13 protein-coding genes and 1 tRNA gene are annotated in these 14669 nt (G+C 59.7%); 12 read left to right on the forward strand and 2 right to left on the reverse strand.

Features of this window, described 5'->3' with window-relative positions; all coding sequences use genetic code 11:
- Positions 1–436: 436 nt before the first annotated feature.
- From PZ897_RS00625 to PZ897_RS00635, 3 genes are all read left to right on the forward strand, one after another.
- Positions 437–3103, forward strand: coding sequence for an EAL domain-containing protein (locus PZ897_RS00625; protein ID WP_275748947.1), 2667 nt, complete (start codon positions 437–439; stop codon positions 3101–3103).
- 399 nt (positions 3104–3502) lie between these two features.
- A tRNA-Arg gene (locus tag PZ897_RS00630) sits at positions 3503–3579 on the forward strand.
- A gap of 97 nt (positions 3580–3676) precedes the next feature.
- The gene (locus PZ897_RS00635; protein WP_275748948.1) at positions 3677–4081 is read left to right on the forward strand and encodes a tyrosine-type recombinase/integrase; all 405 of its coding nucleotides are present in this window, start codon (positions 3677–3679) and stop codon (positions 4079–4081) included.
- A 318-nt stretch (positions 4082–4399) separates the two neighbouring features.
- Here the strand turns inward: PZ897_RS00635 and PZ897_RS00640 are convergent, their stop codons facing one another.
- Positions 4400–5266 (reverse strand): SMP-30/gluconolactonase/LRE family protein, encoded by an 867-nt coding sequence (locus PZ897_RS00640; RefSeq protein ID WP_275748949.1) that lies wholly within the window; start codon positions 5264–5266, stop codon positions 4400–4402.
- Between the two features lie 147 nt (positions 5267–5413).
- Between PZ897_RS00640 and PZ897_RS00645 the strand changes: the two genes are divergently transcribed.
- From PZ897_RS00645 to PZ897_RS00660, 4 genes are read left to right on the forward strand one after another with little or no spacing between them, the layout of a single operon-like run.
- Complete coding sequence (locus PZ897_RS00645; protein ID WP_275748950.1) at positions 5414–6394, forward strand: C4-dicarboxylate TRAP transporter substrate-binding protein; 981 nt, start codon at positions 5414–5416, stop codon at positions 6392–6394.
- Between the two features lie 53 nt (positions 6395–6447).
- On the forward strand, positions 6448–6885 hold the full coding sequence (locus tag PZ897_RS00650; RefSeq protein WP_275748951.1) for a TRAP transporter small permease: 438 nt from the start codon (positions 6448–6450) through the stop codon (positions 6883–6885).
- Positions 6886–6900: 15 nt separating this feature from the next.
- Entirely contained in the window at positions 6901–8184 is a 1284-nt protein-coding gene (locus PZ897_RS00655) for a TRAP transporter large permease (RefSeq protein WP_275748952.1), read from the forward strand.
- Between the two features lie 43 nt (positions 8185–8227).
- Positions 8228–8944, forward strand: a complete 717-nt coding sequence (locus tag PZ897_RS00660) for a GntR family transcriptional regulator (RefSeq protein ID WP_275748953.1) — start codon at positions 8228–8230, stop codon at positions 8942–8944.
- 29 nt (positions 8945–8973) lie between these two features.
- Here PZ897_RS00660 and PZ897_RS00665 read toward each other — a convergent pair whose 3' ends face one another.
- Complete coding sequence (locus PZ897_RS00665) at positions 8974–9699, reverse strand: GntR family transcriptional regulator (protein WP_275748954.1); 726 nt, start codon at positions 9697–9699, stop codon at positions 8974–8976.
- 129 nt (positions 9700–9828) lie between these two features.
- Between PZ897_RS00665 and dctP the strand changes: the two genes are divergently transcribed.
- From dctP to araD, 5 genes are all read left to right on the forward strand, one after another.
- On the forward strand, positions 9829–10851 hold the full coding sequence (gene dctP, locus PZ897_RS00670; protein WP_275748955.1) for a TRAP transporter substrate-binding protein DctP: 1023 nt from the start codon (positions 9829–9831) through the stop codon (positions 10849–10851).
- Between the two features lie 71 nt (positions 10852–10922).
- On the forward strand, positions 10923–11444 hold the full coding sequence (locus PZ897_RS00675) for a TRAP transporter small permease (RefSeq protein WP_275748956.1): 522 nt from the start codon (positions 10923–10925) through the stop codon (positions 11442–11444).
- Complete coding sequence (locus tag PZ897_RS00680; RefSeq protein ID WP_275748958.1) at positions 11425–12750, forward strand: TRAP transporter large permease subunit; 1326 nt, start codon at positions 11425–11427, stop codon at positions 12748–12750. The genes PZ897_RS00675 and PZ897_RS00680 overlap by 20 nt, the downstream gene beginning before the upstream one ends.
- Positions 12751–12760: 10 nt before the next feature.
- Positions 12761–12928: a hypothetical protein gene (locus PZ897_RS00685; RefSeq protein ID WP_275748959.1), complete on the forward strand. Its 168-nt coding sequence runs from the start codon at positions 12761–12763 to the stop codon at positions 12926–12928.
- Positions 12929–12932: 4 nt separating this feature from the next.
- Positions 12933–14666, forward strand: coding sequence for an L-arabinonate dehydratase (gene araD / locus PZ897_RS00690; protein ID WP_275748961.1), 1734 nt, complete (start codon positions 12933–12935; stop codon positions 14664–14666).
- Positions 14667–14669: the final 3 nt, after the last annotated feature.

The raw sequence follows: 14669 nt of genomic DNA on the forward strand, positions 1-14669 counted from the left end.
CCGGGACGCTGGCCCACCTGCACCGCCGGGCGTCGACGCCGGAGCATCGAGCCCTGACTGCCAAGGGCGTCTGCCAACAAGGCTGCCGAGAAAACCGCGCTCACAGCCAATTCCCGCGGACGCTCCATCAGGAACACGGTGATTGCCGTTTCTTGCGCGTGAACGCGCGGTCAAGCGGCCGGACTTGCGGCCAGCGCCAGTTTCCTCAGGCGCGATGACCGCTTGAGCTATGTAATCCTTGGCTGATTGAGCCCGCACTTCCGACAGGCAGGCAGACACGTGCTTTGATGGCATGATCAAACGCGTCTGCCCCCTGACTTCTGGGTGCCGCCTTTAGGTGTTTATTACGTATTTCGAATTTACTGTTGGCCGGAAACCTCGTCCGCTCACGCCATGGGCGATCCATGGCCACCCATAGCCACACCATTGGAATGCTATGCCAGACAAGTCCCCACCCAGTTTCAACCGCGGTCTCTTCCTGCTAAGGCCGAGCGTCCTTGCCGCCGGCATTGCCCTTGTGGTCACGGTGGCCACCGGCATTTTCGCCGAACACCAGAATCGCCTGGTTCACCACCAGAGTGCCCGGGCTCAGGTCAGCGAGCAGCTTGGTCTGGTGCGCGCCAAACTGGAAGGCAATATCACCAGCAATATTCAACTTGTCCGCGGCCTCGTTTCAGTCATCGGCACCCAGCCGGACATGGACCAGGCACAGTTCAGCAGGATCGCCGCAGGCATTGTGGGAAAGCATTCGCAGCTGCGCAACATCGCGGGCGCCCCTGATCTGGTCATCAGCCTGATGTACCCGTTCAAGGGCAATGAGAAAGCCATCGGTCTGGATTATCGCCAGAATGAAAAGCAGCGTGACACCGCCCTGCAGGCAATCTACTCGCGCGAATTGGTGCTCGCCGGACCTGTCAACCTCCTGCAGGGCGGACAGGGGTTCATCGGCCGCTTTCCAGTGTTCATCGACGGCGCTGGCGGTGAGAGCAGACTGTGGGGTCTGGTGTCTGCGGTCGTCGACGTTGAACGTCTTTATGAAGAGAGCGGCCTGCTCTCGCCCGATCTGCCCATCAGCATTGCCATCGTCGGCGACAGTTCGACCGGCAAGGATGGCGAGGTGTTCTTTGGATCAGAGACGATCCTTGACGCAGACCCGGTGGTCTCGCAGGTTTCGCTGCCGAACGGCAGTTGGAAAATCGCCGCCATTCCCGACGCTGGCTGGGCCGAAACACCTCCAAATACCTGGCAGATAAGACTGCTCATCCTGACCGGCGGTCTGCTGGTCATTCTGCCAATCTCCATTGCCGGGCATCTCTATGATCAGCGGCGGGCCTATATTCAGGAACTCAACCGCCGTCAGGGCGAAATGGAGAGGCTGTCGCAGCGGCTCGAACTGGCGCTCAGCACCTCCAAGATCGGCATTTGGGAGCTCAATCTGGATACCTCCGAATTAACCTGGGACAGACGGATGAGGGAGCTTTACGGCGTGCCGGAGAGCACCGATCAGGTGAGCATGGAAAGCTGGCTGTCTGCCTTGCACCCGGATGACCGGATCAAGGTCAAGGAGGAATTTGATCAAGCCATATCGACAGACGGCCTTTACAATTCCGAGTTTCGACTTCTGACGCGCGAGGGCAATATCCGGTGGATTCGCGCCAGCGGCGCCGTCAACCAGAAGCTTTCCGGCGAGCGCTATATTGTCGGCGTCAACTGGGATGTCTCGGCTGATATCGAACTCAAGACCCATTTGCTGGCAGCCAAGCAGAATGCGGAGTTACGCAACAGCGAGCTCGAACAGGCACGTGCCCTGATGGAGCGCAACTCCCTGCATGACAGCCTTACCGGTCTGCCAAACCGCCGCTTTCTCGATGAGCAGCTTCTGGGCGGCCGCGCCGGCAAGACGGTCACGGCCCTGCTTCACATTGATCTGGACCGCTTCAAGCAGATCAACGACACCATGGGCCATGCGGCCGGAGACGCCATGCTTTCCCATGCGGCGTCGGTGTTGACCTCCAGCGTCCGTACAGGTGATTTTGTCGCCCGAATTGGCGGCGACGAATTCGTGATCGCCACCACGACGGAGGTTGGCGAGGAGCAATTGGCCTCGCTCGCCAACCGGGTGGTTGTAAAGATGCGCGAGCCGGTGGCCTATGAAGGCCATGAATGCCGGTTCGGTGTAAGCATCGGAATTGCGATGGCAGACCCGAAGGAACCTGACTGCGGCAGGCGCCTGCTCGTGGACGCCGATATCGCGCTCTACCGTGCCAAGAGCAACGGCCGCAACCGGTTCGAATTCTTCACCTCCTCGCTCAAGGCTGAAATCATCCGCAACAAAAGCATTGCCGACGATATTCTCAACGGCCTCGAGCGGGCCGAATTCATCCCTTATTTCCAGCCGCAATTCGACGCCAGGACACTCGATATCGTGGGCGTGGAGGCTTTGGCGCGATGGCAACACCCGAGTGAAGGTGTGCTCGCTCCGGACGCGTTCTTGAAGATTGCCGACGAACTCAACGTCGTGCCGTTGATTGACCGGGCGATCCTTGAACAGACCCTCTGGCAATCGACGCGATGGAAAGCGGCGGGCATTTCGATTCCGAAAATGTCGGTGAATGTTTCGTCGGGTCGGCTTTATGACGCCGATCTGATCGAGAGCTTGAACGGGCTGACATTCGACCCCGGGACGCTTTCGTTCGAACTGCTCGAATCGATTTTCCTTGATAGCAACAATGAAACCATTGTCGCCAACATCGCCGAACTCAAGGCACGGGGCATCGACATTGAAATCGATGATTTCGGCACCGGGTTTGCGTCTATCATCAGCCTCATTCAGGTCAAGCCGGCCCGGCTGAAGATCGACAGGCAGCTGATTTCGCCTATCGTCGACACGGACGGTCAGCGCAATCTTGTGGCCTCGATCATTGATATCGGCCAGTCCCTGGGGATCGGGGTGATCGCCGAAGGGGTCGAGACGATGGACCACGCGGCGATCCTCAGAGATCTTGGGTGCGACACGCTGCAGGGCTATGCCCTGGCCCGCCCGATGACGTCGGATCATCTGATGGATTTCGTTCGTGCACAAAGCTGGCGCAAGGTTGCCTGAATTTAACCGCCATGCCTGGCCAGGCAAGCGCCATGCAGGCGATCATGGCAACGCCACCGGGTCGCACGGCACAGATGTGGGTTGCCGCTCATAAGCGCACCGGTCGCCGCCTCTACGACCCCGGTCACGTTCGAGAGCCGCTGGCGCGCAGCAGGGTCCCGGGTGATGAATTCCTCATCATGCACCTTCCAGCTTGCCGGCACGGGCGACGCCGGCACACCCGGCGCGCCCGACAGGACTTGACCCTGTGATGGCTGCCTGAGGAGAAGTCGGAAATCGGCCTGATAAATACATTGATGCGCCGCGCATGATCAGCTAGAAGTCCGTTTGTCAGCTGCTTCGCGGCCCGGATTTCATCGCTTCACCAGGCATGAACCCCGCCCGCCAGGCGCCACGGATGCACCCGTAGCTCAGCTGGATAGAGTGCTGCCCTCCGAAGGCAGAGGTCACAGGTTCGAATCCTGTCGGGTGCGCCATATTTTTCAATGACTTAGTGCAACACCAAAGGCTTCGTACGTACTTGGTACGGAATACAAGGCGCCTTGATTGCCGGTTGCGTTCTGGCACTGGCGCATGAGCAGGAAACAATGGGGGCTTGCCGGGCTCGGCAGACCAGCATGGAACGCCGGTCGAACGGTCGGTGTCAAGAAGCCCTTCACGCAACGCCAGATTCGGGCGATCCGCACACGCGCCATGGCCGTTCAGCAGAAAACTGGTCGCCCGGTCCAATTCGAGATCACCGCGGATGTGAGGGCGAGCCTGCGCGCCTGGTTGGAACGGAGAGGCGGGACGGTGGAGGACGCTGACAGTCACGCACTGCGCAGGACAAAGGCGGCGATGATCGACAAGGCGACTGGCAATCTCCGAGCGATCCAATTCCTGCTTGGCCACACCAAGATCGAAAACACTGTCCGATACCTTGGTGTCGGCATCGAAGATGCTCTGGACGTAGCGGAACATACCGAGATTTGGTCGTGAGCGGCCCCGCGCAACGTGGGGCCGTACATCACCCTAAATCAGCAAAGCTGCGCGGCGGCAACGCGCCCCTATTTCCGTCGTTGACGATCACCTCTGCGAATCCTGGACGCTGACAGTCACGGCAGGGGCATCACAGGCTGATGTTTCGGAGGTTGAGACGTTCGGCATGCAGGACAGACCTTGCGCGATCGGCTGAAAAGCAACGTATTCGCAGAACGCACCTCAGGTGGGAAACGAGGACAAGCATCAGCCCTGCCAGCACGGTCGGGGCTCAGCGTTTTATCGAACGACTGTTGCTGAGCGCCTTCGGTATGGCAGCTACTGGCGGCTCCATCGAGTCTGGCGCGTGCCTCTCACATTCTCTTTGGCGCAGGAAAGGAAAGTCAGACCTCCCCCGTGTTCGCCGTCGCGTTTGGATGTGACGACGAGGTTTTCGCAATGCTCGCCATAAAAGGCCAGTTTCGTCGGAAAGGTCACGGGCAGCGCGACCTCAGACAGAGGCTCGCCGTCGGGCGAAAAAACCTTCAGTGCCGCGCCGTCGACGGCTGCAATCCAGTAGCGACCGTCGGCATCCAGCGCCGCACCATCAGGCCGTCCGGACATCGGTTTCATGTCCGCGAAGACAGCGGATTTGCCTATCTCGCCGTGACCGACAAGGGAAGCGGTCCAGATCGTCTGCACGTCCGGATGCGAGTCCGAATAATAAAGCCGGCGCCTGATCCGGTCGACGGCCATGCCATTGGGAATGGTCAGACCTGCTGCGACCGGAAGCAGTGTCAGATCATCGCTCACGCACCAGATTGCGCCCGCGCCCCTGGCAGCATCGCGCGCCATGGTTGAGACCCACAAGACGCCCGTGGAATCGACGGTTGCGTCGTTGAACCTGTGGCCGAAACGCGTCTGATCCAGCAGCTTCTTCAACGATCCGCTGTGCGGATCAAAGGCGAAAAGGCCGGTTTCCATGCCGACGATGGGCTGTCCGGATGCAGCCTGAACAACAAAACCCGGCTCTTCCGGCAGGCCCCAGGACGCCGTGACACCGCTCTCCAGACCGGACCGATGGAGCCCTCGCCCTGTAATATCCACCCACCAGACTTCACCCGCGTCATGATCTACCGCCGGACTTTCGCCGAGTTCGGCTGCCGGGTCAGGCGCGGTTCCCAATCTGATGGCAGGTGTGATCATGGGATGCTTGTCTGCCCTGCATGAGTGGAAGAGCGCTTCTGTCGCGACAGCAATAACAATCTTGACTTCGGGGAAAATATCAAATTAATACTTTAGCGCAACTAATATTTCAGTTAAGCAGTTCAATTGATTTCGGGAGGATATCAAATGAGAATCACCACTGGTGCGCTCGGCCTTTGCATGGCCGCTGCCCTGTCGCTGGGACTGGCGATGCCGTCCCATGCCGCTGTTACACTCAAGATCGGAACCGTTCTGGCGCCTGAGGATCCGATGGGCCAGGGCCTCGAAAAATTCAAATCCGATGTCGCGGCGGCCACATCGGGCGACGTTGTGGTCGAAATTTTCCACAACTCGCAGCTGGGTGACACGACCGAGATGATCGACCAGGCGCGAGCCGGCGCCAATGTCGGCACGATCACCGACGTTGCCCGCCTGTCAAGCTTCGTGCCGTCGCTGGCGATCATGTCGGCGCCGTTCCTGTTTGACACCTACGAGCAGGCCGACAAGTTTGCGCTGTCTGAGGAATATCTCGGCTGGGGTGACGAATTGAAGGAAAAATCCGGCCTGGTGATGCTGGCTTCCAACTGGTACCAGGGCCCGCGTCATCTGCTGACCCAGAAGCCGATTGCCTCTCCCGCGGACCTCAAGGGTGTGCGGATGCGGACGATCGGCGCCCCGGTGTGGATCGAAACGATCAGAGCCATGGGCGCAGAACCTACTCCCATAGCCTGGGGTGAAGTCTACTCCGCCCTGCAGCTTGGCGCCATCGACGCCGCCGAAGCCCAGCCGACAGCCATCACCGGCGCCAAACTCTTCGAAGTGGTGAAGAATGTCACCAAGACCGGGCACATCCAGCTGGTCACGGCGCTGGTCGTGTCATCGGCTTCGTGGGACGAAATCTCCGCGCAGAACCAGAAGATCGTCCGCGACCTGGCCGTTGAAGCGGGCCGACACGGCTCCAACCTCACGATCGAGATGGGCGCGGCATCGCTGGAAAAGGTAGCCGCTGCAGGCGTTGGTGTCACAGATGTGGATCTCGCCCCGTTCAAAGATGCGGTCAAGGGGGTCTATCCAATGCTGAACCTTGAGGCCGAAGCCAAGATCGTGGACCGTGTCCTCGGGCGCTAGGCCTCTGGGCTCACATGGCGATCACGGAAACTGATAGATACAAGGACAGTGAAATGCTGAGACGGATCGAGTTTGCATCCGCTTCGCTGCTGCTGGTGGGCATTGTCTTGCTCGTCGGCGGCGGCTCACTGGCCCGCGTGTGGGGCTGGCCAATCATCTGGTCGGTGGAAATCGCGCAACTGATGTTCCTCTGGCTGTGTGTCCTGGCAATTGATCTGGCCATGCAGGATGGGCGGCATTTCGGCCTCGAGATCATTCTCGACAATGTGCCGCCACGGATGCGCGGCCTGATGGAGGCGGCCAATATCATGATCATGATCGGCCTTTTGATTTTCCTGCTGCGCTATGCGTGGAAAAACATGATCCTGATGCATCCGCGCCTCGACGGGGCATTGCAGATTCCCGGATCGGTCTTTCACGCCTCTATGGTGCTCGGCTTCGCGCTTCTGGTGCGCACGCTCGTCACCAAGCTCATTCACCGTGCGCGATAACTGGCGGACCAAGACATGTTGCTTCTGATCGCCGGGCTGTTCGCCTTCTTCCTGTTGGTGGGAATGCCGGTTTCCTTTGCTCTTGCACTGGCGTCGATCCCGGTCTTTGTGCTGACCGGCACGATGCCAGCGACGGTTGCCGTCCAGAAGATGGTGACCGCGACACAGAGCTTTCCACTGCTGGCGGTTCCGTTCTTCATTCTTGCCGGCAATCTCATGAATGCGACTGGCATCACCAACCGCCTGGTCAACTTTGCCAGGCTTCTGACCGGCTGGATGGCAGGCGGACTTGGCCAGGTCTCGATCGTGCTGAGCTTGCTGTTGGGCGGCATATCCGGTTCGGCCGTCGCCGATGCCGCAATGGAATCCCGCCTGCTTGGCCCGGGCCTGATTAACCAGGGGGGCTATTCGAAAGCCGCAGCCGCAGCCGTGATCGCCTTCGGATCAATCATTACCGCGACAATTCCGCCAAGCATCGGGCTCATCCTGTTCGGCTTCATCAACGAAGTCTCGATCGGGCAGCTGTTTCTCGCCGGCGTCGCCCCCGGCTTCCTGCTGACCGTCGTCCTGATGATCACGGCCTGGCTCGTCGCCAAGAAGAACAATTATGCGCCCGACCTGCAAGCCCTGCCTACGTTCAGGGAGTTGCTGGCAAGCTTCTTCGACAGCATCTGGGCGCTCGCCTTTCCAATTATCCTCATCGTTGGCTTCCGCTTCGGCTTTTTCACGGCCACCGAGGCCGGCGCATTCCTGGTGTTTTATGCCCTGTTTGTCGGTTTTTTTATCCACCGTGAGCTGACGCTTGAGGCATTTTACGATGCGATCAAGGGGTCCATTTCCGATATCGGCATGGTCATGCTGCTCATCATGATGGCGGCCATCCTGGGTTACGCGGTGACGATCGAGCGGGGACCGCAGCAAATCACCGATTTCGTCACCGCCTTGACCAGCGAGCCGATCCTGATCCTGCTGTTGATCGTGATACTTCTCGTGATCAGCGGCATGTTCCTGGAAGGCGTTGCGAACATTCTGCTGATCACGCCGATCGTGCTGCCCGTTCTCGTTCATGCCGGATATGATCCCGTCCACATGGGTATTCTCATCGTCAGCCTGATCAATCTGGGAGGGCTGACGCCCCCGGTCGGGATCATCATGTTCACCGTCTGCGGAATTCTCGACGTCAAGACCGGGGCTTTCGCCCGTGCGTCCATCCCCTATTTCGTGGCGGTCACGGGATTCCTGGCGGCCATCGTGGCTTTTCCTCAACTGTCGCTACTCTTGCCGGGAAGGCTCATGTAATGGGCACCCGAGAGCGATCAACGAAACAACCAATGAGCTCAATATGACAAGCACACCGCTATCGGCGGCACTGACCAGTGCACAGGAGGACCAGTTCCGGCCTAGCGCGCAGGGATCTGCGGCAGCTCGCGTGTATTCCGGCCTTCGGGCACAGATCATCTCGCTGGAACTGGAACCCCATTCCAACCTAGTGCGGACCGAAATCGCCCAGAATTACGGCGTCAGCCAGTCGCCGATCCGCGAGGCGATGCACCGGCTCGAGCAGGAAGGACTGGTTGTCTCCTATCCGCAGTCTCGCACTGTCGTGGCGAGGATCGACGTCGACCATGCGCGCGAGACCCAGTTCCTCAGAATGGCGATCGAATTGGAGGTTGCCCGCAGCCTGACGAAGCTGGGTCAACCCGATACTCTGCGCACCGCCAGGCGCATCCTTGCCATCCAGAAGATGGCGGGGGACGACCGGGATATCGACGAATTCACCGCGCTCGACAGGCTGTTTCACCTGTCGCTGATGGAGCCGGTGGGTGTCGTGTCGCTCTATCATCTGGTTTCCAGCCGATCAGGCCACATCGACCGGCTGCGCCGGCTCAACCTGCCGGACCCCGGCAAGATGGCCTCGGTTCTGCAGCACCACACCGAAATACTGGATGCGATAGAAGCCGGAGACCTGGCAAAGACCGAGGACGCTGTGCGCAGACATCTGGGCGGAACGCTGGCTGCGGCACCGCAGATCATGGAACAGTATCCTCACTATTTCTGAACGAGCCAGGCAGTCAACAGCAGCAGCTCTCAGAAATAGTCCGGATGACGCGCGATGATCTGGTCGACAGCTGCAAGCGTCCCCGAAAGATGCTCCCTGACAGTCTTTTCCACCGCCGCAGCGTCTCCCGCCTCGATCTTGTCGAGAATCTGGGTGTGATACTGGAGAATATTGGCCGTCTTGCCCGGATTCGGCAGGTTGAGGTTGCGCAAGCGATCGATATGACCGGAGTGGGAATGAATGATTCTCCAGAGGTTCCGCACACTGGCAGCCTCACACAGGGCGCTGTGAAACAACTTGTCGAGACGAGCGAAACGTCCGAGGTCGTCGGTGACAAGAGCGGCTTCCTGCATCGACAGGACCTTGCGTGCAGTCGCAAGCCGGCCCTTTCGGGTTTCGATCGTCAAACACCTCGTCACCTCCAGCTCCAGTGAGAGCCGCAGAAACTGGGTTTCACGCGCCTGGTCTATATCGATTTTCGAAACTTCCGTTCTGGACTGCGGGAAGATGATCAGAAGCCCTTCTTCCTCAAGCTTGAGCATTGCATCACGAACCGGGGTCTGACTGACACCGTAATAGCCGGCAATCTCCGCCCGTGAGAGCGCCTGCCCCGGAACGAGTTCCAGCGACACGATTCTGTCGCGCAAGGCGCCATGGATCTGCTGGCTGGCGGAGATACGCTTGATGCGTGGATCCTCAGAGGGGCCGAATATGGTGCTGTCTTCTTCGACCAGCAAACTGCTTTGCGTGTTCATTTCCTCGCTCCTTGCGACGCGGCTGACGAATCCCGGCTCGAGACCATACAACGGCCTTGCGCAAGATGCACTAATATATTAGTACATCAGAAGGGGGAGGACCCCGCCGGATTTCAACAGGAGGACACCATGAAATTCACCAAGATCGCCCTGCTGACCGCCTCTGTGTCGGTCATCGCGAGCCTTGCGCAAGCGGAAACACTGAATATTCAGACGTCATTCAACGCAGGTGATTTCTCGACCCAGTACCTGACCGATACCTGGCTGCCGAAAATCAAGGAAATGACCGATGGCCGTATCGAGATCATCCTGACACCGAACGGTTCTGTCGTACCTGCCAGAGAGACCCCCGAGGCCGTGGCGGCCGGGGTACTTGACGGCGACTTCACCTCGGTGAACTATTTTGCCGGTCTGGAGCCCGCCTATGCGATCATGGGCGATCTTATCTCCGGCTACGACACGCCTGAACAAATGCTCGGCTTCTGCAAGGACGGCGGCGGCGAAGCGATGATGCAGAAGGCAGCGGACTCGGTAACCGGTGGCGAAGTCCATGTCGTGGCTTGTGGTCCCTATTCACGGGAAGCGCTGCCGGCCCGAACACCGATCCGGACTTTCGCCGACCTCGCCGGCAAAAAGATCCGTTCGCCTGAAGGGCTCGCCGCAGCGGTGTTTCAGGCAGCAGGGGCTTCACCGGTTTCAATTCCGTTCTCGGAAGTTTTCGGTGCCCTGGAAAAAGGCATCGTCGATGCCGCTGACGCCTCTGCCTATGTGAACAATGACGCCACCGGCCTTCACGATGTGGCGCCCTTCCCGCTCTATCCCGGCATCCATTCGATGCCGTCGATGCAATTCACGATCAACACCGAGAAATGGCAGTCTTTCTCGGGTGAAGACCAGCAGGCTCTGCAAACATGGTGGTACGACGCGATGTCGGCGATGACTGTGGAAGTCGCCAAGAAAGACATGGAACTGGCTGCCCGCGACCATGCCGGTGACAAGATCGAGGTCATCGACTGGGCTCAGGAAGACCGTGACCAGTTGCGCGAGGTCGCCCGCAAGCAGTGGGAAGCCTATGCGGAAAAGTCCGATCTCGCCAAGGAAGCGCTCGACGCCAATGTCAAGTACATGACCGAGATCGGCCTCTTCAAGTAAGAAGAACCGTATTCTTGGACGCGTCACCCGGTCCCGGGTGACGCGCAAACCCTCTTTGTGGAGACGAGGCGATGGGTCGGTTGCTTGCCCGATACGCCCAGGTGATGGACCGCATCAGTGTGTTCATAGGCCAGGCCTGTTCGATGTTACTCTTTGCCTGCGTAGCGGTTTCAGCCTTGGAAGTCGTCATGCGCTACGGCTTCGACAAACCCACCGTGTGGTCGACCGAGCTGGCGATGACCTTGTGCGCGAGCGCCTGGGTGCTGTCAGTGGGCTATGTGGTCGAACGCCACCGGCATATTTCGATCACAATGGTGGAAATGCTGGTCAGTGCGAAAACGTGGCGGCTGATGCGGCTCGTCCAGATGCTGATATCAGTCGGTGCGATTTTCGTTCTCACACTCGCCCTGTGGGGACCCGCGGTCAAGGCGCTGCAGCGGATGGAACATTCCGGCACCGCCATGAACTCGATCCAGCCCACCTATCTCAAGATCCTGCTGGTGGTCGGCTGCCTTCTCTATCTCTTGCAACTCGCCGCCAACATCATTCGATGGGCACTCCATTCCGAAGAGGATGTCATCGGTGGGCATTGAATACATCACGCTTCTTATCGTCCTCGCGCTTCTGGCCCTGATGGCGATCGGGGTGCCGCTGGGCATCACCACACTGACGGTCTCACTTGCAACGGCCATCCTCTATTTCGGTGAGCGGGCCGGCTACTTCGTCGTTGCGGCGAATGTCAGCGAAGTGCTGCACAAATATGAGCTGATTGCCGTTCCCTTCTTCGTCTTCATGGCAAATGTGCTCGAGCGATCCGGCATCGCCAGATCCCTGTTTGATTCCATGGCCATCATGGGGGGCCGCTTTCGTGGCTCGGTGGCTGTGCAGACCTGCATCGTCGCAGTGGTCCTTGCCGCCATGTCGGGCATCATGGGCGGCGAAATCGTGATGCTCGGCCTGATCGCTCTGCCGCAGATGCTGCGCCTTGGCTATGACCGCAAGCTGTCGATCGGTATCATCTGCGCGGCCGGTGCACTAGCCACGCTGATCCCGCCATCGGTCGTGCTGATCATCTACGGACTTGCCGCGCAGGTCTCGATCACAAAGCTGTTTGCCGCCTCGGCCATTCCCGGCCTGATCCTCGCGTCGCTGTATATCACCTACATCATGTTCCGCGTGCGCCTGAACCCGTCTCTCGCACCGATCTACGACATTCCGGAGACAGGGCTTCCGTTCTTCCGGCGGCTTCGGTACCTGAAGGGAGTCATCCTTCCCGGACTGCTGATCGCTGCCGTCCTCGGGGTCATCTATTCGGGGATAGCCACCGTTACCGAAGCCGCAGCCATTGGTGCGGTGGGTGCGCTGGTGGTCGCCGGAGTGCGGCGGGAGTTGAACTGGGTGATGGCACGTGATGCGATGCGGCAGACCGTGCTCACCGTGGGCTCCATCATCTGGCTTGTGCTTGGGGCGGTCTCGCTGATCGGTATCTACAACCGTATCGGTGGCGGAGAATTCCTCCGCGGATTGTTGACCGCGCTCGACGTCTCGCCGATCTGGGTGATTGTCGTGATGATGCTGATTGTCATGGTGCTGGGGACCTTCCTGGAATGGATTGCGATCATCTTCATCACGGTCCCGATCTTCGCACCCGTGGTGATCGACCTCGGCTTCGATCCAGTCTGGTTCGGCGTGCTCTTTGCCATGAATATCCAGATGTACTACCTGTCGCCGCCGTTTGGCCCAGCCTGTTTTTTTCTGAAGTCGGTCGCACCCAAGGATATCGAACTGCAGGAGATATTCGCGGCTGTCTTGCCGTTCATCGGGTTACAGGCAATCGGGTTGTTTCTGGTGCTGTTCATCCCCGAACTTGCCCTTTGGCTACCATCAATGCTGGAGTGAGGAGACTGCCATGGAGACCGACAAGAACGACCTCACGCGCCAGGATGAAGAGATTGCGGCACATGAATTCGAGGCTGAGGAAAAACGCGATCGCCACGACTTTGGCAATTGGCCGGAAGCCGTCGGACTGGTTGCGACGGTGATCGTCATTTGGCTGATTTTTGCCTTTACAGGATAAGACCATGACTCGAAAAACGCCTTCGCAACTGAGGTCCGCCCGCTGGTTCGCCCCTGACGATCTGCGCAGCTTTGGCCACCGGTCGCGGATGATGCAGCTCGGCTATGCCGAAGAGGATTTCATCGACAAGCCGCTGATCGGGGTGCTCAGCACCTGGTCCGAACTCAACACCTGCCATTCCCATTTCCCCGAGCGGGTGCAGGATGTGAAACGCGGCATCGCGCAGGCCGGCGGCTTCGGCGTCGAAATGCCGGCACTGTCAGTGGATGAAAGCTTCACCAAGCCGACCTCGATGCTCTACCGCAACATGCTGGCGATGGAGACCGAAGAGATGATCCGCTCGCATCCGCTTGATGGCGTGGTGCTGATGGGCGGCTGTGACAAGACAACGCCGGGACTGCTGATGGGTGCCGTCTCTGCAGGCGTGCCGATGATCTACCTGCCCGCCGGCCCGATGCTGCGCGGCAATTATGCCGGCAAGGTCCTCGGCTCCGGCTCGGACGCCTGGAAATACTGGGACGAGCGCCGCGCCGGCAACATAACGGACGAGGAATGGCTGGGCGTTCAGGGCGGCATCGCCCGCTCGGCCGGCACCTGCATGACGATGGGAACCGCCTCGACGATGACGGCCATCGCCGACGCGATGGGACTGACGCTGCCCGGCGCGTCCTCGATTCCGGCAGTGGACGCCAACCATCAGCGCATGGGGGCGTCTTGCGGCCGTCGCATCGTCGAGATGGTGTGGGAAGACCTCACCCCTGACCGGATCATCACGCCCGCTGCCTGCCGCAATGCGGCAATCGTCGCCATGGCCACCGGTTGCTCGACCAATGCTGTCGTTCATCTCATTGCCATGGCGCGCCGCGCCGGTGTCAACCTCACCCTCGACGACCTCGATGAGCTGGGACGGGTGACGCCGCTGATTGCCAATGTCCGGCCATCGGGTAAAGACTACCTGATGGAGGATTTCTACTATGCCGGCGGGCTGCGGGCGTTGATGACGCAGATCCGAGAGCGGCTTGATTGCTCCGCCATAACCGTCACCGGAAAGACCATGGGCGAAAACCTCGAAGGCGCAGAGGTCTACAATGCCGATGTCATCCGGCCACTGTCGAATCCGGTTCATGCGGAAGGGTCGCTTGCGGTGCTGCGCGGCAATCTCTGCCCCGACGGCGCAGTGATCAAGCCCGCGGCGTGCGATCCGAAGTACCATCTGCATGAGGGTCCCGCGCTGGTGTTTGACAGCTATCCCGAGATGAAGAAGGCGATCGACGACGAGAGTCTCGAGGTCACACCCGATCATGTGATGGTTCTGCGCAATGCCGGCCCGCAGGGCGGGCCTGGCTTTCCCGAATGGGGCATGCTGCCGATCCCCAAGGCGCTGATCAAGCAGGGCCACCGCGATATGCTCAGAATCTCGGACGCGCGCATGTCAGGCACATCTTACGGCGCCTGCGTGCTGCACGTGGCGCCGGAAAGCTATGTCGGCGGACCGCTGGCACTTCTGAGAACCGGCGACACCGTGCGCCTCGACCTGCCCAACCGCAGACTCGACATGCTGGTCGACGAGGCGGAACTTGCCCGCCGCCGCGTCGCATGGAAACCGCCCGAAAAGCGCTTCGAGCGCGGCTGGGGCTGGATGTTCTCGCGCCACGTCACCCAGGCCGACCAGGGCTGTGATTTCGATTTTCTGCAATCCGATTTCGGCCGCACCGCCGGCGAGCCGGACATTTTCTGAGGC

The sequence above is a fragment of the Hoeflea sp. YIM 152468 genome, assembly GCF_029210485.1.
In the GTDB taxonomy this organism is placed as follows: Bacteria; Pseudomonadota; Alphaproteobacteria; order Rhizobiales; family Rhizobiaceae; genus Hoeflea.